The sequence below is a fragment of the Pseudogemmobacter hezensis genome, from assembly GCF_013155295.1.
GTDB classification, from domain to species: Bacteria; Pseudomonadota; Alphaproteobacteria; order Rhodobacterales; family Rhodobacteraceae; genus Pseudogemmobacter; species Pseudogemmobacter hezensis.
In genome coordinates, this window is record NZ_JABJXT010000002.1 from 54,577 (window position 1) to 76,507 (window position 21,931).

Sequence of the window (21,931 nt, forward strand, 5' to 3'; positions counted from 1 at the left end):
GGCCAGGGAAAATGCAGAAAATCACGAAATTCTGTTCATCTGCCACAGCTTCCGTGCGCGTCCGCAATCAGGCGGCGATCCAGGGGCACGCAGAAGCGGCCGTCAGGAAATGCGCCCCTGGCTCAGCCGCACCGTGCGATCCATCCGGGCCGCCAGCTCCAGGTTATGGGTCGCAATCAGCGCCGACATTCCGGTGGCCCGCACCAGCTCCATCAGCGCGGCGAAGACCTGGTCAGAGGTGTCAGGATCCAGGTTTCCGGTCGGCTCATCGGCCAGCAAAAGCCCCGGCCCATTGGCCAGCGCCCGGCAAAAGGCGACGCGTTGCTGCTCGCCCCCCGACAGCGCGGCCGGGCGATGGCCTGCACGGCCCGCAACGCCAACGGTTTGCAGCAGTTTCTGCGCCCGCGCCTCGGCCTCGGCCTTGCCGACGCCATTGGCCAGCTGCGGGATCACCACATTTTCCAGCGCGGTGAACTCAGGCAACAGATGGTGGAACTGGTAGATAAAGCCAACGTCGCGCCGCCGCGCCTCGGTGCGCAGACGGTCGGAAAGGCCGTTCATCTGCCGCCCGTCAAGCGTAACCTGCCCCGCATCCGGCGTGTCCAGCAGGCCCGCGATGTGCAAAAGCGTCGATTTACCCGCGCCAGAGGGCGCAACCATCGCCACCACCTCGCCTTTGGCGATGCGAAGATCGGCGCCGTTCAGCACCTTTACCTCGGATGATTTGCCGGGATTGTAGATCTTGGTGATCCCGCTCAGAACCAGGGTGTCACTCATAGCGCAGGGCCTCCACCGGGTTCATCCGCGCCGCACGACGGGCCGGGAAAATGGTCACGACAAAAGACAGGCCAAGCGCCAGCGCCACCGCCGAGATCACATCACCCGCCTGCAGTTTCGCGGGCAGCGAATAGATCCCCCGCACCGAGGCATCCCAGACCGGGCTGCCATTGATCCAGGCGATAAAGGCCATGACCTGATCGACATTCAGCGCCACGAGGCAGCCAAGCGCCAGCCCGGCAATCGTGCCGATCACCCCGGTCAGCGATCCGCAGATGAAGAAAATCCGCATCACCGAACCCTGTGACAGCCCCATGGTGCGCAAAATGCCGATATCGCGGCCCTTGTTTTTCACCAGCATGATCAGGCCAGAAACGATGTTCAGCGACGCGATCAGCACCAGGATCGACAGGATCAGGAACATCACATTGTCCTCAATATCCAGCGCGCGCAGGAAAGACCCCGCCGAGTCGCGCCAGGTCCAGGGATTGGCCTCTGGCCCGGCGGCGTTCAGGATCGGCAGCACCAGGTCGTCGACCTTTTCGGGGTTTTGCACGATGACCTCGATCTCATCGGCATAGCCCTCACGGTTCAGAAAGCTTTGCGCCTCTGAAAAAGGCATATACATCCGCACCTTATCGATGTCATAGCGCCCGGCGGTAAAGATATAGACCACCTCATAGACGCTGGTGCGCGGGCTGCTGCCCATCGGCGTGCGCACCCCCGAGGCGGTGATCACCCGCACCTTGTCTCCGACGATCACCCCCAGCTCTCGCGCCAGAACCGAGCCAAGCGCGATCCCATGCGGGAACTGGTCAATATCCCCGGTTGCATTGGCCCCGCGCCCGACGCGGGGGATCTTGTCCAACTCGGCCGGGCTGATGCCGTAAAGATCGGCGCCCATGGTGCGCTCACCATCCGACAGCATCACCTGGCCGCGGATCAGCGGGGCCGCCCGCACCACACCCGGCACCTCGGCCACGCGGGCGGCCAGCGCATCGTAATCGGCAAAGCCACGGATTTTGGCACCGTTTTCGTCAATCCGGTCCGAGGACCACAGCGTCACATGCGCATTGGCGCCAAGGATCGTATCGACGAATTCCTCACGAAAACCCGCCCGAACCGCCAGCGTCACGATCAGCGCCGCCACCGCCAGCGTGATGCCGATCAGCGAGATCCAGGTCATCACCGAGACCCCGCCCTCAGCGCGGCGTGCCCGCAGGTAGCGCCAGGCGATCATCCACTCAAAGGCGGCGAAAGGTTTGGTCTTTTCGGCCATTTACCCGATCCTCATGGCACCCCGGATCAGGCCCGGGGCGATTGTTCTGCCGGTTATCTGCCAGATTTTTCCCTGGCGGCGATGCCGATTTGGCGGCGAAATTGGCCTCTGGCCGGGCAAAGGTCAAGAAAGCCCTTCGTGATCCCCCTGCCGGGCGGCGGTTGCCGGATCTGCGAACAGATGCCGCAGAACCTCGGCGCGGCGCTGATGCATGGTGGCATGGGTGTAGGTTCGCGCCGTTTCCAAAGCCATAAGCCCCATTTCGTGCAGGCGCTCTGGCTGGTTTTGGGCGCGAATGATGCCCTCAGCCAGCGCATGGGCGCCCCCCGGCGCGACCACTATTCCGGTGGCACCATCCGTGACCACCTCAAGATTGCCGCTGGTTCCGGTGGCCAGAACCGGCACCGCCTGCGCGAAGGCGTCAAAGAGGATGCGCGGCTGTTCATCCCCGGTCGTTGGCACGATAACCGCATGATATGATTGCAAAAGGCGCATGAAAGGCGGGCCGTATTCCACCGGGTCCAACAGTCGCAGCATCACAGGGCCGGGGCGGTCCGCAAAGGCCTGCAGATCGGCCCGCATCGGGCCTTCGCCGATCACATCAATCCGGGCTGCAATTCCCTGCGCCCGCAATTCCTGAAGCGCCGCCAGGAAAAGGCCGATCCCCTTTTCCGAAACCAGCCGTGAGGCCATCAGAAACCGCACCGCACCACCTTCGCCTTGCGGGGCGGGCAGTTTCTTCGCCCAGGATGCCCCGGCCTCGGCCTCACTGAGGATCATCTCATCCGAGATCCAGCTGGCGGACAGCACCAGCGCCTCGCCCCCCGGGCCGACGGGCAGGCTTTGGCGGTAAGCCTGGCTGGTATAGATCCCCAGGCGGGCGCGGCGCAAAGACCAGCGGGCGAACCGCTCGGTCAGGCTGGCGCGCAGCCGCGCCTTCCAGCCCGCCTGCGCCGGATCGGGCAGCCGCCAGAAGGCGCTTTCAATGACGATGATCAGCGGGCGACGGCGCAAAACCGCAATCGGGTTCAGCAAAAGCCCCGGCGGCAACGGCCAGCCCGCAACGCCGGAATGGACGATATCGGCCTGACCGACGGCGGCCCAGGCGTCAATCGCACGGGCGGGCAGCGCCAGCAGCGCCCGCAAAGCGCCGCCCCCTGCCTTGCCATAGGGCCGGAAACGCAGATTTACCCCGGGCGGCACTTCGAAACGCACGAGGTCTGCACCGTTATCCGGGCCGGGCTGGTCGATTTGCACTTCGGGGGCAAGGATGGTCAGATCGCCCAGATAGTCGAGATGCGCCCGCAGATCATGCGCCCAAAGACGGCCCAGCCAGATCGCGCCGTTGCGGTCGCGGTAATAGGGGATCAGCACCGAAAGCATATAGCGCTGGCGCAGCCTGGACGGCAGGGCAATCGGCGCATTTTGCTGGGGCTGGGTCATAGGGCCGTGGTCCCGGGTCTGCTGATGCTGATGACCCTGGTGCCAGGGTCGGGTCTGCGCCTTATACGGCTGCAGGAGCAGCGGCCCGGGTTTGGCCCGGGCCGCAGCCAATACCCGCTTAACGATGAGCGGCGTAGATTTCTTCCAGCTTTGCCACCGCAGCCTCAGGCGCCAGCTCGACGCTTTCGCCGGTGCGGCGCGAGGTCAGCTCGACCACGCCATTTGCCAGCCCGCGCGGGCCGACGGTGATCCGCCAGGGCAGGCCGATCATGTCCATGGTGGCGAATTTCGCACCCGCGCGCTCGTCGCGGTCGTCGTAAAGCGGCTCCAGCCCTTTGGAAAGAAGCGCTTTTTCCAGGCTGGCGCAGGCTGCGTCGGCAGCCTCATCACCTTGTTTCAGGTTGACGATACCAACCGGGAAGGGGGTGACGCCTTCGGGCCAGATGATGCCCTTGTCGTCATGGCTGGCCTCGATGATCGCACCCAGCAGGCGCGAGACGCCGATCCCGTGGCTGCCCATCTCGACCGGAACCTTGCTGCCGTCTTTGGTGACAACGGTTGCGCCCATGGCCTCGGAATATTTGGTGCCGAAGTAGAAGATCTGGCCAACCTCGATGCCGCGACCCACCTTGCGGTGTTCCTCGGGGATCTCGTTGAAGAGGGCCTCGTCATGGGTTTCATCGGTGCGGGCATAGAGGGTGGTGAACTCTTTGCAGACGCCCTCGACCTCGGCCCGGTCATCGTAATCGACCTGACGGTTGCCCAGTTTCAGCCCGGTCACGCGGTCGTCATAGAAGACCTCGCTCTCGCCGGTATTGGCCAGCACCAGGAATTCATGGGTATTGTCGCCGCCGATCGGGCCCGAATCAGCCCGCATCGGGATCGCGGTCAGGCCCATACGTTCATAGGTGCGCAGATAGCTGACCATGTGGCGGTTATAGGCATGCAGCGCCGAGTCTTTGTCGACGTCGAAGTTGTAGCCGTCTTTCATATAGAACTCGCGGCCGCGCATGACGCCAAAGCGGGGGCGGACCTCATCGCGGAACTTCCACTGGATCTGATAAAGCGTCAGCGGCAGGTCTTTGTAGCTGTTCACATGGGCGCGGAAGATGTCAGTGATCATCTCTTCATTGGTCGGCCCGAACAGCATATCGCGCTCATGACGGTCTTTGATGCGCAGCATCTCGGCGCCGTAATCGTCATAACGGCCGCTTTCGCGCCAGAGATCGGCGGGCTGCATCGTCGGCATCAGGACCGGGATATGCCCGGCGCGGACCTGTTCCTCGTTCACGATCTGCGCGATGCGGTTCAGCACGCGCAGCCCCAGCGGCAGCCAGGAATAGATGCCCGCAGCCTGCTGCTTGATCATACCCGCCCGCAGCATATAGCGGTGCGAGACGATCTGCGCCTCTTTGGGATCTTCTTTCAGAACGGGAAGAAAGTAGCGCGACAGACGCATGGCGGCCTCACTGGCAGGAATATAGGGCAAAGAGTTGCCCCGTTCCTAGCTGCAAGCCCGCCCCCGGGCAAGAAGAAGCGACGCAGCCCCCCGCAGCGGCCCGATACCAGGCCCATATCCGCGTGGCCAGACCTGCCCACACACGCTGCCCCCTTGCACAGCCGGGCCTGCGCGGCAATATCAACCCATCAAAGCGCGAAAGGACCGACATGTCGCTGCCGATCCAGACACAGGCCAAATACTGGGGCATCGCTGCGGTGGTGCTGGTTTTATTGCTCTGGCTGCTGGGCAATGTGCTATTGCCCTTCATTCTGGGCGCAGCGCTGGCCTATTTCCTCGATCCGGTCGCCGACCGGCTGGAACGGGCCGGCCTGTCCAGGGTAGCCGCAACCGGGGTGATTGGCCTGGTGGCGGCGCTGATCTTTGTGATGCTGGTGCTGGCGATCATTCCGACGCTGATCCAGCAGCTGACAGCCCTGGTCGAATCCGCGCCCGAGATCTCAAAGCGGCTGCAGACCCTGCTGATCGAGCGCTTCCCCGAGCTTGCCGACCGCACCTCGACTTTGCGCCAGACCATGGCCGATATCGGCGAACAGGTGAAATCCCAGGGGGGCCAGGTCGCGGGCGGGCTGATCTCTACGGCTTTTGGCGCGGTCTCGATGGTGGTTGTGCTGCTGGTTGCGCCTGTCGTGGCCTTTTACCTGCTGCTGGACTGGGACCGGATGATTGCCCGCACCGATGCACTGCTGCCGCGCCAGCATGCCGAAAAGATCCGCCAAGTCGCACGCGAGATCGACAATACCCTGGCCGGATTTCTGCGCGGTCAGGTGATGGTCTGCGTCATCCTTGGGGCGTTTTACGCAATCGCGCTGATGCTGGCGGGGCTGAATTACGGCATGATCGTAGGGGCGATTGCGGGCACGATCACCTTCATCCCCTATGTGGGCGCGCTGTTTGGCGGGGCGCTGGCGATTGGCCTTGCGCTGTTCCAGTTCTGGGGCGACTGGTTCTCAATCGGAATGGTGGTGGCGATTTTCGCCGTCGGCCAGTTCGTCGAGGGCAATATCCTGTCGCCCAAGCTGGTGGGCCAGTCGGTCGGGCTGCATCCGGTCTGGCTGTTGCTGGCGCTGTCGGCCTTTGGCTCGCTGTTTGGATTCGTGGGGATGCTGGTCGCGGTGCCGGTGGCGGCGGTAATCGGTGTGCTGGTGCGCTTTGGGGTGGCGCAATATGAATGCAGCACCCTGTTCACCGGACAGCCACCCGAACACCTGCCCGAACCCGATATCCCAGAATTTCCCGTCACCACCGACGGAGAGCGCGCGTGAGCATGCAGCTGGCCTTTGCCCTGCCGCCGCAGGAAAAGCTGGGGCGTGAGGATTTCATCGTGACCCCGGCGACGGCGCTGGCCTTGCAGGCGACCGCCCGCTGGCAGGACTGGCCCGGCGGCAAGATGCTGCTGGTCGGGCCAGAGGGCGCAGGCAAAACGCACCTCGCCCATATCTGGGCCACCGATTGCCGGGCCACCCGTATCGCGGCCACAGATCTGACCGAGGCCGATCTGACGGCCCTGGCCGCTGGCGGTGCGGTGGTGGTCGAGGATGCCGACCGCATCGCAGGCAACCGCGCCGCAGAGGCCGCGCTGTTCCATCTGCACAATATGGTTCTGCCTGCCGGGCGGCTGCTGATCACCGCGAAAACGCCGCCGCGCGACTGGGGTCTGACCCTGCCCGATCTGCTGTCGCGCCTGCAGGCAGCGGGCCTGACCCGTATCGAAGGCCCGGATGATGCGCTGCTTGGCGGCGTGCTGGCCAAGCTGTTTGCCGACCGCCAGCTGCAGATCCCGGCCAGCCTGATCCCCTGGGCGATTGCCCGCATGCCCCGCTCGATCCATGCCGCCCGCCATCTGGTCGAGCAGATGGATATGCTGACCCTGCAGCGCGGCTGCGCCCCCGGGTTGCGGCTTGCCGCCGAAATTCTGGAAGAAGCGCCGCCGGAATAGCGCCTGCCTGCGAATTGCGGCACAATCGGTTACAAAACAGTTACATAAACTTCACATCCCTTCCCCAAATCGCCGACATATAAGCCGCGACATGACCCAGGCAGATTTTCTCAAAACCGCAGCCCCCGCTCTTGTCACTCTGCCAGAGGATGAGATCACCGGCCCGAAACGCTTTTTCAACCGCGAGCTGTCCTGGCTGGCCTTCAACTGGCGTGTGCTGGAAGAGGCCGCGAACCCCGCCGTGCCTTTGCTGGAACGGCTGCGCTTTCTGTCAATCTCTGCCACCAACCTGGATGAGTTTTACACCGTCCGCGTCGCGGGCCTTCGGGCGCTGAAACGCACCGGGAATGCGGTCTCCTCCGAGGATGGTCGCACCCCCGCCGAACAGCTGGAGCTGATCAGCGCCGAGGCGCGACGCCTGATGCAGGTGCAACAGACCACCTTCAAAAAGCTGCGCGCAGAGATGGAAGAGGTCGGCATCGTCTTGCTGACGCGCTCGAAACTGAATGTGCGCGATCTGAAATTCCTGGAAGAATACTTTCTTTCCAATGTCTTCCCGGTGCTTTCGCCGCTGGCGATTGACCCCGCGCACCCCTTCCCCTTCATCCCCAATACCGGCTTTTCGCTGGCGCTCGAGTTGGAGCGCACCTCGGACCGCCGCCGCCTGAATGCGCTTTTGCCGATCCCGCAGCAGGTGTCGCGCTTTGTGCAGCTGCCGGGCAATCCGGGCCAGGACCGTTTCCTGCCGCTGGAAGAGCTGCTGCTGCTGCATCTCGACATGCTGTTCCCGGGCTTTTCAGACCGCGGCCATTGCACCTTCCGCGTACTGCGGGACAGCGATCTTGAGGTCGAGGAAGAGGCCGAAGACCTCGTGCGCGAGTTCGAGACCGCGCTGAAACGCCGCCGTCGCGGCGAGGTGATCCGGCTGAAAATGTCGGCAGGTGCACCGCCGGAACTGCGCGCCCTGATCATGGAAGAGATCGACGCCGACGAGGATGAGGTGATCGAGGTTCGCGGGTTGATCGGCATTGCCGATCTGAAGGCGCTGGTGCTGAACTCGCGCCCGGAACTCCTTTGGCCGTCCTTCACGCCGCGCGTGCCGGAACGCGTGCGCGACCATGACGGCAATATCTTCGCCGCGATCAAGCAAAAGGATATGCTGCTGCATCATCCTTATGAAACCTTTGACACCGTGGTGCGCTTCTTGGAACAGGCGGCGCGTGACCCGAATGTGGTGGCGATCAAACAGACGCTTTACCGCACCTCCTGGGACAGCCCCATCGTCTCGGCGCTGTGCGAGGCGGCTGAGAGCGGCAAGTCGGTCACCGCGCTGGTCGAGCTGAAAGCCCGCTTCGACGAGGCCGCGAATATCCGGCAAAGCCGCCGGCTGGAACGCGCGGGCGCCCATGTCGTCTATGGGTTTATGAACCTGAAAACACACGCGAAAATCTCGGCGGTTGTGCGGCGTGAGGGCGACAATCTCGTCACCTATACCCATTACGGCACCGGGAATTACCACCCGATCACGGCACGGATCTACACCGACCTTTCGCTTTTCACCTGCGATGCCGCGCTTGGCCGTGATGCGACGCGGGTGTTCAACTACCTTTCGGGCTATGTGCAGCCGCAGGGGCTGGAGAACCTGGCGATCTCGCCGATCAGCCTGAAGCCGCGCCTTCTTGAACTGATCGCGGCCGAGGCGGATCATGCCAAAGCGGGCCGCCCGGCGGAAATCTGGGCCAAGATGAACTCGGTCATCGACCCCGAGGTGATCGACGCGCTTTATGCCGCCAGCCAGGCCGGGGTGAAAATTTCCCTCGTCATCCGCGGCATCTGCGGTCTCAGGCCCGGCGTCAAAGGCCTGTCAGAAAATATCCGCGTCAAATCCATCGTCGGGCGCTTCCTGGAACATTCGCGCATCGTCTGTTTCGGCAATGGATTCGGCCTGCCTGCGCAAAAGGCGCGGGTCTTCATCTCCTCCGCCGACTGGATGGGCCGCAACCTCAACCGCCGCGTCGAGACCCTGGTCGAGACCATGAACCCTACCGTGAAAAGCCAGATCCTGTCGCAGATCATGGCGGCAAACCTCGCGGATGAGGCGCAAAGCTGGGTGCTCTCGCCCGATGGCCGCTATCAGCGCGATCTGGGCAATGGCGAGGCCAACCTCTTCAACTGTCACCGCTTTTTCATGGAGAACCCCTCGCTTTCGGGCCGGGGCACCGCCGGGGCAAAAGACGCGCCCCGCATCCTGTCGTCGCGCGACGAGGAAAGCACCCGCAGCTGATCGCGCCCCGCCGGGCACAAAGGCGGGGCGTGATAGCGCAGACAGGGGTTCAGACGGGGACTCAGACCCGGGAATGGTTGACCTGAGCGCCTGGCTGCCACAAAACGGAAATACCCAAGGCCGGAGATGCGATGAGCACCGACGAAACGCCCACCCCGCAGCATGACCTGAACGCTGGCCGGACAGCTGAGCCGCCGCCAGAGGCGCTTTATGAAGAGGAATGGGCCCCCTTTGGCCGCCCCCTCTTCATGGACAATGACGCCAGGGCGCTTTCGCGGGTTGGCGTGGTCGATGTGGGGTCGAACTCGGTTCGGATGGTGGTGTTTGACGGGGCCGCCCGCAGCCCGGCCTATTTCTACAATGAAAAAATCATGTGCGGCCTGGGCAAAAGCCTGGTTGAAACCGGCGCGCTGCACCCCGAGGGGCGCAAGCGGGCGCTGGCCGCGCTGAAGCGTTTCGCACTGCTGGCGCGGGGGCTTGGCGCGGATCCGCTGACCGTGGTCGCCACCGCTGCCACCCGCGAGGCCAGCGACGGCCCCGATTTCCAGGCCGAGGTTCTGCGCGAAACCGGGCTGAAGCTGCATGTGATCGACGGCGCCGAAGAGGCGCGGCTTTCGGCGCAGGGCGTGCTTTTGGGCTGGCCCGATGCCTCGGGGGTGGTCTGCGATATCGGCGGCAACTCGATGGAGCTGGCGCGGATCGGCAATGGCCGGGTCGGCAAACGTGTCTCGACGCAGCTGGGGCCGTTCCGGCTTTTGCAGCTGGAAGGGAACGCCAAGAAGCGCCAGGCCCATATCGACCGGGTGCTGAAAGACGCCCAGGCGCAGATCAATTCGCGCAATGAGCGGATCTATCTGGTCGGCGGCTCGTGGCGGGTGATCGCCCGCCTTGATATGGAGCGGCGCAATTATCCGCTGCTGGTTTTGCACGAATACCGCATGTCACCCGAAAGCCTGCTGGATACGCTGGACTGGATCGCGGCCTCGGATTTGGCGGTGCTGCGCTCGCGCACCGGCACCTCGGCCGAGCGGATGGAGCTGGTCCCCCAGGCCTGCGAAGTGCTGCGCGAACTGATCAAAGTGCTGAAACCAAAAGAGATTGACGTCTCTGCCTATGGCATCCGCGAGGGCCTGCTTTATGAGCAGATGCCCGATCGCCTGCGCCAGCGCGACCCGCTGATCGAGGCCGCCCGCATGGCCGAACGCAATCAGGCCCGCATTCCAGGCTTTGGCAAAAAACTTTACGAATTCCTGCAGCCTTTGTTCAAAAATGAGGACAAAGAGCGCCAGCGCCTGATCAAAACCGCCTGTCTTTTGCATGACACCACCTGGCGCGCGCATCCCGATTACCGGGCCGAGGCCTGCTTTGACAATGTCACCCGCGCCAATCTGGGGGCGCTGGATCATCCGGGCCGGGTGTTCATCGGGCTGGCGCTGCTGCACCGCTATAAGAACTCGCGCTCGGGCAGCCGGCTTGAGCCGCTTTTCCGGCTGCTTTCCGACCCCGAGCTGAAACTGGCCGAGGTGCTGGGCAAGGCGATGCGCTTTGGCGCGATGTTTGCGGTGGGCGACCCGGCTGAGGCAGGCGAGCTGAGCTGGCAGCCGAAAAAGCGCGTCCTGGGTCTGAAGCTGACACCCGAGGGCAATGATCTCTTTGGCGAGGTGGCGCAGGCGCGGTTTGCCTCGCTGGTGACGGCGCTGAAGGCCGAGCCGAAGATCACCCGCGCCAAAGACTGAGAGCAAAAACCCGAGGCCCACTCCATTCCTGACAAAACGGCATAAGATTGTCGTGAACGGGCTGTAATCGTTCACGACATTCCAGGATTGCAGGGTTATCCTTCGCGTATGACGCTCTGGACCCGCATCTCCGAGGCCCTGACCGCCCTGATTCAGGGCCAGCCGCTTTCTGCTGTTTTCGACCTGCTTCGCGGCCAGACCAGCCCCGAAAAATCGGTGGGGTTCACCATCGCCGTGATCGCGCTTGGGGCCAAGATGGCCAAGGCCGATGGCGAGGTCTCACGCGAAGAGGTCACCGCCTTTCGCCGCATCTTCACCCTGCCCGATGGCGAAGAGCGCCACGCCGCCCATGTGTTCAACCTGGCCCGCCAGGATGTGGCGGGTTTTGACCATTACGCCCGCAAAATCGCGCAGCTTTTCAACCCCGAGGGGCGCAGGCTCTGCGCCGATGACCATCACGTGCTGCTGGATCTGCTGGAGGCGCTGTTCCAGGTAGCGCTGGCCGATGGCAATTACCACCCCGGCGAGGATGAATTCCTGCGCCATGTCGCGGGGATTTTCGGCCTGGATGAGCCCTGCTTCAACGCCGTCCGCGCCCGCCTGGTCGAGGGGGCCCCGCGCGATCCCTATGACGTGCTGGGGATCCCGCATGGCACCGAAATCGCAGATGCCCGCGCCGCCTGGAAGCGCCTGGTGCGCGACACCCATCCCGATGTGATGACCGCCCGCGGCGTGCCCCCCGAGGCGATCCATCTGGCCGAGCGGCGGCTGATCGCCATCAATGCCGCCTGGGCCGAGCTGTCGGGCCAAAAGGCCGCCTGATGACAGCCCCGCCGCCCGTCTTGCGCATTGCCACCTATAATGTCGAATGGTTCGACCGGCTTTTTGACGATCTGGGCCGGGGCTATGAGGATGACCAGCCCTCGGCCCGCTACGGGATCAGCCGGGGCACCCAGCTGGGGGCGCTTGGGATTGTGTTCACCGCGCTGGATGCCGATGGGATCATGATCATCGAGGGGCCGGATACCACCAAAACCCGCTCGACGGTGCGCGCGCTTGAGGGGTTCGCTGCGAAATTCGGGCTGCGGGCGCGCCGTGCGGTGCATGGGTTTTCATCCGAGACCGAGCAGGAGATCGCCTTCCTCTATGACCCCGACCGGATCACCGCGCATCATGACCCCCAGGGCGAGGCCACGGGGCGGCGCGACAGCCCGCTTTCGCCGCGCTTTGACGGGGTGTTCCGCTATGACCTCGACAATGACAGCGCCCCCGACACGATCCGTTTTTCAAAACCCCCGCTGGAGCTGGCGGTCACCCTGAAAGACGGCCGCCGGATGCGGATGATCGGCGTGCACGCCAAGTCGAAGAACCCGCATGGCGCCACGGATGAGGCCCAGGCGATCCGCATTTCGATCGAGAACCGGCGCAAGCAGCTGGCGCAATGCATCTGGCTGCGCGCCCGCGTCGATGAGATCCTGAAGGCGGGCGAGAATGTCATGGTGATGGGCGATTTCAACGATGGCCCGGGCCTGGATGAGTTCGAAAAGCTGTTCGGAAAATCAGGGGTCGAGATCGTGCTGGGCCAGGACGCCGATCCCGCGATGCGGCTGAAAGACCCGCATGCCAATATGGCGCTGTGCTCGCGGATGGGGTTTTGCCCGACCACAGCGCGGTTCTGGCTGGCGCCGCAAAAGCGCTATTTCGAGGCGCTGCTGGATTTCATCATGCTCTCGCCCGGGCTGATGAAGCCGGTTCCCGAATGGCGGATCTGGCACCCCTTCCAGGACCCGCGCATCCTGGGCAAGCGCGATCTGAGCGAGGCGCTTTTGCAGGCCTCGGACCATTTTCCGGTGACGGTGGATCTGCCGCTTTAAGGTCGGCGCTGAGCTGAGCGCTAAATCGGGGCCGCAATCTCCTGCCGATGCGGAAACATGTGATTTGTGCGCAAAGGCCCGGGCCTGCATAGTCTGCATAGTCAGAGCGACCGCACCCTGCACCGATGCGAAGGATACTGCCATGCAGCCCCGCCTTTATTTGCGCCGCCTCTTTCCGATGAAGCGAATGGCGATGCTTTTCGCGCTTTTGCTGGTGGCGCCCCTGCCGCTGCCCCATCACCGCGCCCATGCCCAGGTGTCAGAGCCGCCAGCCGTCGCCGACGGGGCCGGAAAAGACCAGGCAGATCAGGGCCTTTCGCTGATCGAACAGGGGGCAAACCTCTTGCTGCGCAGCCTGATCTCAGAGCTGGAGCCCTCGATTTCCGATATGGACCGCGCCCTGCGGGATCTGGCCCCGCAGCTGCAGGCCATCGGCCCGCAACTGGCCGAGGTCGCGCGGATGATGGAGGATATGCGCAATTACGACATGCCGGTGATGCTGGAAAACGGCGATATCCTGATCCGTCGCAACGCGCCTTTGCGCAATGCGCCGGGGACAGAGGGCTCTGATCCTGACACGGACGAGGCTGCCCCCCGGCCCGGCCAGCCCGCGCCTGGGAAACTGCCGCCCCCGCAAAACGAAATCGAGCTTTAATCCTGCGAATATCCCCGGGATGTCAGGCCGGTGCTGCGTCATCGGCCTGACATCCCGCCGCAATTTTCGTTTCACAAAATTCGTAAACAAAGTGTAGGTTATTCGTGACTTGATCCGCCTCTGCGGATCGGCAAGCATTTGCGACTGAATTTTTGATTCCGCCCGTTTTGGCAAAGTGAGACCTGTGGTGAACAGTTATGTGGCCAGCAGAGCATGGGGGCTGGGGATCGCACTGGCCATGCTGCTGCCATTTCCGCCGGCAACCACACCTGCAAAGGCCCAGACCATGACCTATCCCCTGATCTGTGATGCCGGGCCCGGCATTGATCGTGACGCGGCCGCGACGGTTTGCGAGGGCTTTATGCGGGTGCTGGCAGAGGCCTATCCGGCGCAGGAGTTCACCCGTTCCGACAGCTCTGGCAACATAAACGGCGCCGCCGGTCAGGCCTCGCTGTTGTTGCAGATCACCCAGGCAAACCGCTCTGGCACCGCGATCCGGCTGGTCTGGACTGACAGCAGCGGCCAAAGCATCTCTGGCGACATCGCCGCTGTTTCGGCGATGGACCGCCCTGTCACCCCATCCATGCAATTGTCCCTGTTCCAGCGCGCCCTCGCGGAAACGCCGATGCCGGAATGAGTGACCTGATGATTTACCGGAGCAATTGATATGTGCACGATTTGCAGCATGACCCCGAATTCTGACGCGCTGGCAGGCTATGACAGCCATACCGATCTGGCGCCTGGCAGCACATTGATCGGCAATGGCGTCAGCGGGCCAGACCGGGTGAATGCGCCCTATACCTGGGATCAGATCGCCAATTATCTGACAAATGGATACTGGGGTTTCAACGGCGCTTCGTGGCGGGCCTTTGACCTGGGCGCCACACGCACGATCACCTATAACGCCTCGCATCTTTCGCCGCTGGCGCAGGGGATTGTCGAATACTCGCTTGACGTCTGGGCGGCGGTGACCGGCATCAATTTCGTTGATGTCAGCGCGAACCCCACCTCTTTCACCGAGACCTTTGACGTCAGCGGCTCGACCGCCGGCGCGGCGTCGATCGGCACCAATACGGTGGTCAGCGGCTCGATCGGCACGGTTGGCGATGCCGATTATTATCGCATCTCGCTGGTTGCGGGTCAGACCTATATGTTCTCGCTGTCGCGTGCGGGCGGTTCGACCATCGACCCGGTGCTGGATTTGCGCAACAGCTTTGGCGTGGTGGTTGCCTCGGCAGATGATCCCAGCAACGCTGCCGCAGGCGAATATATCACCTTCACCGCCAGCAGTTCGGGGACCTATTATCTGGTCGCCCGGGATTTCGGCAACCGCACCGGCAGCTATGAGCTGACGACCCAGGTCGCGGCCGATCTGACCTTTAACGATGCAGATGCGACCGGGGCCTATGCCTGGTCTGAGACCACGGGCAACCGGATCCTGCGCTCTTTCATCAATATTGAGGACAGCTGGGATCTGCTGACGCTGAACAGCTATATGCAGCAGACCTATATTCATGAAATCGGCCATGCGCTTGGGCTGGGTCATGGCGGGCCCTATAACGGCTCGGCCAACTGGGGCAGCAGCCACAGGCTTTATGACAATGACAGCTGGTCGTCGTCGGTCATGTCCTATTTCGATCAGAGCGTGAACACCTTCGACCCGTCGGATTTCGCCTATCTGGCAACCATCATGCCAGCCGATATCATTGCGATCCAGAACCTCTATGGGGCGGGTTCGATTGGCTATCAGACCGGCAATACCGTCTGGGGGCCGGGTGGCAATGTCGGCGGGTATTTCCAGCTGCTGCTGAATATGTGGGGCGGCCTCATCCCCCGGAATTCGGCGATCTATGTCGGCAATGACTTTGCCTTCACCATCTATGACACCGGCGGCACGGACACGCTGGATGTCTCGGTCTTTGGCCAGAACCAGCTGGTCAACCTGACCGAGCTGCAGCGCTCGAATATCGGCGGGGTGGTCGGAAATGTGGTGATCGCGCGTGGCACGGTGATCGAGAATGCCACCACCGGGGCAGGCAATGACACGATCCATGGCAATAACGTCGCCAATGTCATTCGCAGCGGCGCGGGCAATGACCAGCTTTATGGCGGTGGCGGCGACGATATCCTGATCGGCGGCGCGGGCGCTGACCGTCTGGATGGCGGCGCAGGCCGCGACCGGGCCGATTACTCGGATGCGACGGCTGCGGTGCGGGTCGATCTGATCTCTCCGGCGGTCAATACCGGCTTTGCCGCCGGGGATGTGTTTGTCAGCATCGAGGACCTGCAGGGCTCGGGCTATAATGACACATTGATGGGCGACAATATCGCCAATGCCATCTGGGGCGGCAATGGCAATGACCAGATCCTGGGCCGGGGCGGCAATGACACGCTTTATGGTGGGGCGGGCAATGACATTCTGATCGGTGGCGCAGGGGCCGACCGCCTGGATGGCGGTACAGGCCGTGACCGGGTGGAATACTCCGACGCAACAGCTGCGGTCAAAGTCGACCTGGTTCTGCCCGCCAGCAATACGGGCTTTGCGGCAGGCGATACCTTTGTCAGCATCGAGGATATCCTGGGTTCGACCTATAATGACACGCTGATTGGCGACAATCTCGCCAATGCGGTCTGGGGCGGGCTTGGCGATGATTACCTGATGGGCCGGGGCGGCAATGACAGCCTTTATGGCGGCGTCGGCAATGACACGCTGATCGGCGGCGCGGGCGCTGACCTTCTGGATGGCGGCGCGGGTCGTGACCGGGTGCAATATAACGATGCCACCACCGGGGTGCGGGTCGATATGATTGCGCCGACCAGCAATACCGGCTTTGCGCAAGGCGATACTCTGGTCAATGTTGAGGAAATATCCGGCTCGAACCACAATGACACGCTGTCGGGCGACAATCTCGCAAACGGTCTCTGGGGCCTTTCCGGCAATGATTACCTGTTTGGCCGGGGCGGCAATGACAGCCTCTATGGCGGTGACGGCAATGACACGCTGGTCGGTGGGGCGGGCGCTGACCGCCTGGATGGCGGCGCGGGCCGCGACCGGGTGCAATATAACGATGCAACCACCGGGGTGAAGGTTGACCTGGTGCTGCCAGGCACCAATACCGGCATTGCCGCAGGCGATACCTTCGTCAGCATAGAGGACATCTACGGCTCGAACCACAATGACACGCTGCACGGCGACAATGGCGCCAATGCGATCTGGGGCGCGGGCGGCGCCGATTTCCTGATGGGCCGGGCCGGCAATGACAGCCTTTATGGCGATGCGGGCGATGATATCCTGGTCGGTGGCGCAGGGGCGGACCGCCTGGATGGCGGCGCGGGCCGGGACCGCGCACAGTATAATGACGCGACGTCCGGCGTCCGGGTGGATCTGATCTCTCCGGCTGCCAATACCGGCTTTGCCGCAGGCGACACCTATATCAGCATCGAGGATCTCGCCGGCTCTGCCCACAATGACATTCTGCTGGCCGACAATGCCGACAACTGGCTTTGGGGGCTGAATGGCAATGACCAGCTTTATGGTCGGGGCGGCAACGACTCGATCTATGGCGGCAATGGCAATGACTCGCTTTACGGCGGTGACGGCAATGACGTCTTGCAAGGCGGCGTTGGCGCCGATCTCCTGGATGGCGGCGCAGGCCGGGATCGGGCGCAATATTCCGATGCGGCGGGCGCGGTTCGGGTCAGCCTGCTGAACCCAGCCATCAATACCGGGGATGCCGCAGGCGATACCTTCGTCAGCATCGAGGATATCTTCGGCTCCAGGTTCAACGACACTATCGCCGGCGACAATGCCGCCAATGCGCTTTGGGGTGCGGCCGGGAATGACAATCTCAGCGGCAATGGCGGCAACGACACCATCTATGGCGGCGATGGCAATGACACCATCCGCGGCGGTGACGGCAATGACATGCTCTATGGTGGTGCGGGGGCGGATGTCTTCATCTTTGACCGCCCGATTGTCGGGGTAAGCAATATCGACCGGCTGCTCGATTTCTCATCAGTGGATGACTCCATCTGGCTGGACGATGCGATCTTTACCGCGCTCTCTGTCGGGGCCCTGGCGGCAAACGCCTTCCACATCGGGGCCGCCGCCACCTCTGCCGCGCATCGGATCATCTACAACCAGACCACCGGCGCGCTTTTCTATGATGCTGACGGCAATGGCGCGGGGGCGGCCCGGCAATTTGCCACGCTGAATGCGGGAACGACGCTGGTTCTGTCCGATTTCGTCGTGATCTGAGCCCCATTTCGTTTGCGCATAACAGACAAAGCGGGCCGCATCCCTTGCGGCCCGCTTTTTGCTGCGCAACAGCCTTCGGCAACAGGGCTCAGATGATCAGAAAATCCGTGATTGTCAGCACTGTGCCTGCGGTGACGCTTGCAAAATGCAGCGCCGCGGCCCGGCCATTGCCATCGGGATCATAGAAAATCTGTCCCGTCGCCTGATTGTAAATGATCCGATGGCTGGCCGAGGTGGCCGCCGTGCCGACATGAAAGGCGTTTGCCGCCAAAGCGCCCGGGCGCAGGGACTGGAACACGGCGTCGTCCAGGTGGATGCGGTCAATCCGGGGCTGGAAATCCGCAATACGGCCCAGATTCCCCCCTCCGGCCGGGCGGTCAAAGACAAAGACATCCGCCCCCGCACCGCCGAACATCAGATCATTGCCAGAGCCGCCATAAAGCGTGTCATTGCCATTGCCGCCATAGAGGATGTCATTGCCGCCACGCCCCAGCAGCAGATCATTGCCATCGCCACCCCAGATCGAGTTTGGCGCATCATCTCCGAACAGGGTGTCGGCCCAGGCCGAGCCATGCAGATCCTCGATGCTGATATAGGTGTCACCGGCGGCATATCCGGTGTTGTTTGCCGGGAACATAAGATCGGCGCGCAGCCCGACCGGGGCGTCGCTGTAATGGGCGCGATCGCGGCCCGCCCCCCCGTCCAGCCAGTCACCGCCCGCGCCGCCGATCAGAACGTCATTGCCCTCGCTCCCATGCAAGATGTCATTGCCGCCCCGACCATAGAGGATGTCGTCACCCGCCCCCCCGGTGATCCGGTTCGAGAGGTTGTCGCCCAGCAGGATATCGGCGTGGTTTGAGCCATGCAGATCGTCAATGCCCTGATACAGATCCCCCGCCGCAAAGCCGGTATTGTTGGCGGGCAGCAGAAGATCGACCCGCACGCCCGCTGTTGCGTCAATATAGCTGGCCGTGTCACGCCCATCGCCGCCAACCAGAAGATCCGCGCCTGCGCCGCCGATCAGCGTGTCATTGCCCGTGCCGCCATAAAGCGTGTCCGCCCCGCCGCGCCCATAAAGCACATCATTGCCATCTGCGCCCCAGATCACATTGCCCAGATTGTCGCCCAGCAGCGTGTCGGCAAAGGCCGAGCCGTAAAGATCCTCGATGCTGATATAGCGGTCTCCGGCGGCAAATCCGGTATTGGTGCCGGGCTGCAGCAGATCGGCCCGCAGGCCTGCGGTCGCGTCGCCGTAATGCGCCCTGTCGCGGCCTGCACCGCCATCCAGCAAATCCGCACCTGCGCCGCCGAACAGCGTGTCATTGCCCGCGCCGCCATAAAGGCTGTCATTGCCCGCCCGCCCGACCAGCTGATCATTGCCCTCACCGCCCCAAAGCGCGTTGTCGCCCGCATCGCCCATCAGGATATCGTTGAAGGCAGAGCCGATCAGGATCTCGATACTGACGAAGCGGTCACCTGCGGCGATCCCGGTATTGGCCGCGGTCAGCACCAGATCCACCTTCAGACCGATGGGGGAATCGCCGTAATGGGCGGCATCCCGGCCTGCGCCGCCATCCAGATAATCCGCCCCCGCGCCGCCAATCAGGACATCATTGCCATCGCCGCCGTAAAGCGAATCGTCGCCATTCCGGCCATAGAGGCTGTCCACCCCCGCGCCGCCGAACAGCCTGTTCGCATCGCTGTCGCCCGCCAGGGTGTCGTTGAAGGCCGAGCCCTGCAGGTCCTCGATGCTGAGATACACATCCCCAGCCGCAAAGCCGGTATTGCTGCCCGGCAGCAGCAGATCGGCCCGCAGGCCCGCCGTCGCGTCTGAATAATCCGCCGTGTCGCGGCCAGCCCCTCCGTCGAGCAAATCAGCCCCGGCCCCGCCGATCAGCGTGTCATTGCCGTCGCCGCCATAAAGCGTATCGTCGCCGCCGCGCCCATAAAGCACATCATTCCCGGCCGCGCCCCAGATCACATTGGCTAGATTATCGCCCAGCAGCGTGTCAGCAAAGGCCGAGCCGTGAAGATCCTCGATGCTGATGTAGCTGTCTCCGGCGGCAAAGCCGGTATTTGTGCCAGGCTGCAACAGATCGGCCCGCAGGCCTGCGGTTGCATCGATATAGCTGGCCAGATCGCGCCCCTCGCCGCCATCCAGCAGGTCAGCGCCCGCGCCGCCGACCAGGGTGTCATTGCCGATGCCGCCATAAAGCGTGTCATCACCTGCCCGGCCATAGATCGCGTCATCACCGCCACCGCCCCAGATCACATTGGCAATGGCATCGCCCCAAAGGCTGTCGGCAAAGGCCGAGCCATGCAGATCCTCGATGCTGATATAGGTATCGCCTTCGGCATAGCCGGTGTTGTTGGCAGGCAGGGCCAGATCCACCGTCAGCCCGACGGGTGCATCGCCGTAATGGGCGCGGTCGCGCCCCTCGCCGCCATCATGCAGATCGGCACCGGGCCCGCCCTCAAGGATATCGTCGCCCGCGCCGCCATAAAGCGAATCGTTCCCCGCGCCGCCCCGCAAAACGTCATTGCCCGCGCCGCCCATCAAGCGGTCATCATCCCCGGTGCCAACCAGCGTGTCATTCGCCGCGCTGCCATAGATCCCCTCTTCCGAGATCGGCGCAACCGGCAGCGCATGCCAAAGCCCGCCCGCAACCACCGCCTGGCGGACCTGCTCGCGGGTCAGGGGCAGGCCGTTTGCGCTGTAAATATCCAGCTGCTCGGACAGCAGGGTCAGCCGCGCCCCCCAGGAGGTGGCGGTGAATGTCACCCCAATGAAATCGCGGAACCCCCGCCAGGCGGTCAGGTCGATCCGGTCAATGCCGGGCTGAAAGTCGCGGATCGTATCGGCGGTGCCGCCGCCCGCGATCACGAAAAGATCCGCCCCCGCGCCCCCGAACATCGTGTCCGAGCCGGTTCCGCCCACCAGGATATCATTGCCCGCCCCACCATAGAGCGTATTGTTCCCGGCATGCCCGACGATCAGATCATGGGCGCCGCTGCCGCTGAGAACCTGCGAGGCGGCACTGCCGATAAGGGGCGCGCCGAGATTGTCGATTGCGACGCTCAGCCGGGTCAGGCCTGTGCCCTCTCCGGCGGCGAAGATCTCAAAACCGCCCGCAACCGGGTTAAGCAAAAGCGCGGTGATATTGTCCAGCGCCTGGCCAATCTGCTGAATGACCGTGGTCAGCAGAACCAGCTTTCCCGAGGGCAGGATCTCAAAGAGCGTCAGCCCGTTATCGCCGCCCCCCGTCACCACAAAGGCCCGCTGCCCGATGGTGATCGTCTCAACGACCCGTGTGGCCTGGAACCGGGTGTCGAGCGTGTCGATGACGTGATCGAGCACCGTCATCACCCCATTCGCCGCCACCCCCAGCACGCTGATCGACGAGCTGCCAGACGAGGCCACCAGCAGCATCGTCTGCCCATGAACCGTGGCCAGCTGCATGCCGCCCGGCCCGTTGATCCCCCAGCCATCCGCCGCCCCCAGCGAGCCCACCATCACCGGCACGCCGCCTGCTCCGGCGCGGAACAGATCGATCCGGTCGCCCGACAGCGCACTTGCCGCAACGAACTGCGCCCCGCCGATAGTGAAAGCCATCAGCGCGCCGATATGGATCCCGGGCCCGTCCTCGCCCAGCATGAAATCGGCAACCCGGGTCATCGAGCCATTTGCGTTGATCACATAGCTCTGCACGCCCGCCTGACCGGCCATTGAGACATATAACATGTCAAGCCCGCCGACATTGGCCATGGCATGGGCGGTAATCACCCCGACAGGCCCGCCTGCCGGGCGGTTCGCGGCCCCCAATGTGCCATCATCACGGATCGCCCAGGAAAAGAGCGTCGTCTCGGCGGTGCCCGAGGACACCAGATAGCGCCTGGCCCCTATCGTATAGATCTCAAGCGTCGGTGGGGCCGACAACACCGCCCCGCTGCGCATCGTGGCCTGTGACAACAGGCTGAGATCGCCGCTGATCTCCAGCGCCAGCATGCCCCCCCCGGCCCTTGTGCTGGTGTAAAGAACCGGCCTGCCATTGATATCGGCCAGCAGCAAAGCGCCAATCCCTGAAACCATATTCAGCGGCGCATCTGTAAATGTCTCTCGGACAGTAACCCCAAACATAGACCCACACCTTTATTCCCCGGTCCGAC

Annotated in this window: 14 protein-coding genes; 9 read left to right on the top strand and 5 right to left on the bottom strand. The window is 63.3% G+C overall.

The window, feature by feature from the left end:
• Nucleotides 1–102: 102 nt before the first annotated feature.
• The 4 genes from HOY34_RS02290 to proS form a co-directional block, all read right to left on the bottom strand.
• The gene (locus HOY34_RS02290; RefSeq protein WP_172359713.1) at nucleotides 103–777 is read right to left on the bottom strand and encodes an ABC transporter ATP-binding protein; all 675 of its coding nucleotides are present in this window, start codon (nucleotides 775–777) and stop codon (nucleotides 103–105) included.
• Entirely contained in the window at nucleotides 770–2,056 is a 1,287-nt protein-coding gene (locus tag HOY34_RS02295) for a lipoprotein-releasing ABC transporter permease subunit (RefSeq protein WP_172359714.1), read from the bottom strand. Before HOY34_RS02295 ends, HOY34_RS02290 begins: the two co-directional genes overlap by 8 nt.
• 123 nt (nucleotides 2,057–2,179) lie before the next feature.
• The gene (locus HOY34_RS02300; RefSeq protein WP_172359715.1) at nucleotides 2,180–3,499 is read right to left on the bottom strand and encodes a glycosyltransferase family 4 protein; all 1,320 of its coding nucleotides are present in this window, start codon (nucleotides 3,497–3,499) and stop codon (nucleotides 2,180–2,182) included.
• Nucleotides 3,500–3,617: 118 nt separating this feature from the next.
• Nucleotides 3,618–4,958 (bottom strand): proline--tRNA ligase, encoded by a 1,341-nt coding sequence (gene proS / locus HOY34_RS02305; protein ID WP_172360007.1) that lies wholly within the window; start codon nucleotides 4,956–4,958, stop codon nucleotides 3,618–3,620.
• A 209-nt stretch (nucleotides 4,959–5,167) separates the two neighbouring features.
• Here proS and HOY34_RS02310 point away from each other — a divergent pair, with 209 nt between their 5' ends.
• The 9 genes from HOY34_RS02310 to HOY34_RS02350 all read left to right on the top strand — a co-directional run bounded on the left by HOY34_RS02310 (nucleotide 5,168) and on the right by HOY34_RS02350 (nucleotide 17,764).
• Nucleotides 5,168–6,283 carry an AI-2E family transporter gene (locus HOY34_RS02310; protein ID WP_172359716.1) on the top strand — a complete coding sequence of 372 codons (1,116 nt, stop codon included), beginning with the start codon at nucleotides 5,168–5,170 and terminating at the stop codon, nucleotides 6,281–6,283.
• Nucleotides 6,280–6,957, top strand: a complete 678-nt coding sequence (locus HOY34_RS02315) for a P-loop NTPase family protein (RefSeq protein ID WP_366926900.1) — start codon at nucleotides 6,280–6,282, stop codon at nucleotides 6,955–6,957. The genes HOY34_RS02310 and HOY34_RS02315 overlap by 4 nt, the downstream gene beginning before the upstream one ends.
• Nucleotides 6,958–7,048: 91 nt before the next feature.
• Entirely contained in the window at nucleotides 7,049–9,241 is a 2,193-nt protein-coding gene (locus tag HOY34_RS02320) for an RNA degradosome polyphosphate kinase (protein WP_172359717.1), read from the top strand.
• A gap of 248 nt (nucleotides 9,242–9,489) precedes the next feature.
• Nucleotides 9,490–10,977 carry a Ppx/GppA family phosphatase gene (locus tag HOY34_RS02325; RefSeq protein WP_253944168.1) on the top strand — a complete coding sequence of 496 codons (1,488 nt, stop codon included), beginning with the start codon at nucleotides 9,490–9,492 and terminating at the stop codon, nucleotides 10,975–10,977.
• A 108-nt stretch (nucleotides 10,978–11,085) separates the two neighbouring features.
• The gene (locus HOY34_RS02330; protein ID WP_172359719.1) at nucleotides 11,086–11,799 is read left to right on the top strand and encodes a molecular chaperone DjiA; all 714 of its coding nucleotides are present in this window, start codon (nucleotides 11,086–11,088) and stop codon (nucleotides 11,797–11,799) included.
• The gene (locus tag HOY34_RS02335) at nucleotides 11,799–12,851 is read left to right on the top strand and encodes an endonuclease/exonuclease/phosphatase family protein (protein ID WP_172359720.1); all 1,053 of its coding nucleotides are present in this window, start codon (nucleotides 11,799–11,801) and stop codon (nucleotides 12,849–12,851) included. Before HOY34_RS02330 ends, HOY34_RS02335 begins: the two co-directional genes overlap by 1 nt.
• Nucleotides 12,852–12,993: 142 nt before the next feature.
• Nucleotides 12,994–13,506 (top strand): hypothetical protein, encoded by a 513-nt coding sequence (locus HOY34_RS02340; RefSeq protein ID WP_172359721.1) that lies wholly within the window; start codon nucleotides 12,994–12,996, stop codon nucleotides 13,504–13,506.
• 286 nt (nucleotides 13,507–13,792) lie between these two features.
• Nucleotides 13,793–14,143 carry a hypothetical protein gene (locus HOY34_RS02345; RefSeq protein ID WP_172359722.1) on the top strand — a complete coding sequence of 117 codons (351 nt, stop codon included), beginning with the start codon at nucleotides 13,793–13,795 and terminating at the stop codon, nucleotides 14,141–14,143.
• A gap of 48 nt (nucleotides 14,144–14,191) precedes the next feature.
• Nucleotides 14,192–17,764 carry a M10 family metallopeptidase C-terminal domain-containing protein gene (locus HOY34_RS02350; protein WP_172359723.1) on the top strand — a complete coding sequence of 1,191 codons (3,573 nt, stop codon included), beginning with the start codon at nucleotides 14,192–14,194 and terminating at the stop codon, nucleotides 17,762–17,764.
• An 88-nt stretch (nucleotides 17,765–17,852) separates the two neighbouring features.
• Here HOY34_RS02350 and HOY34_RS02355 read toward each other — a convergent pair whose 3' ends face one another.
• Nucleotides 17,853–21,902 (bottom strand): calcium-binding protein, encoded by a 4,050-nt coding sequence (locus HOY34_RS02355; RefSeq protein ID WP_172359724.1) that lies wholly within the window; start codon nucleotides 21,900–21,902, stop codon nucleotides 17,853–17,855.
• Nucleotides 21,903–21,931: the final 29 nt, after the last annotated feature.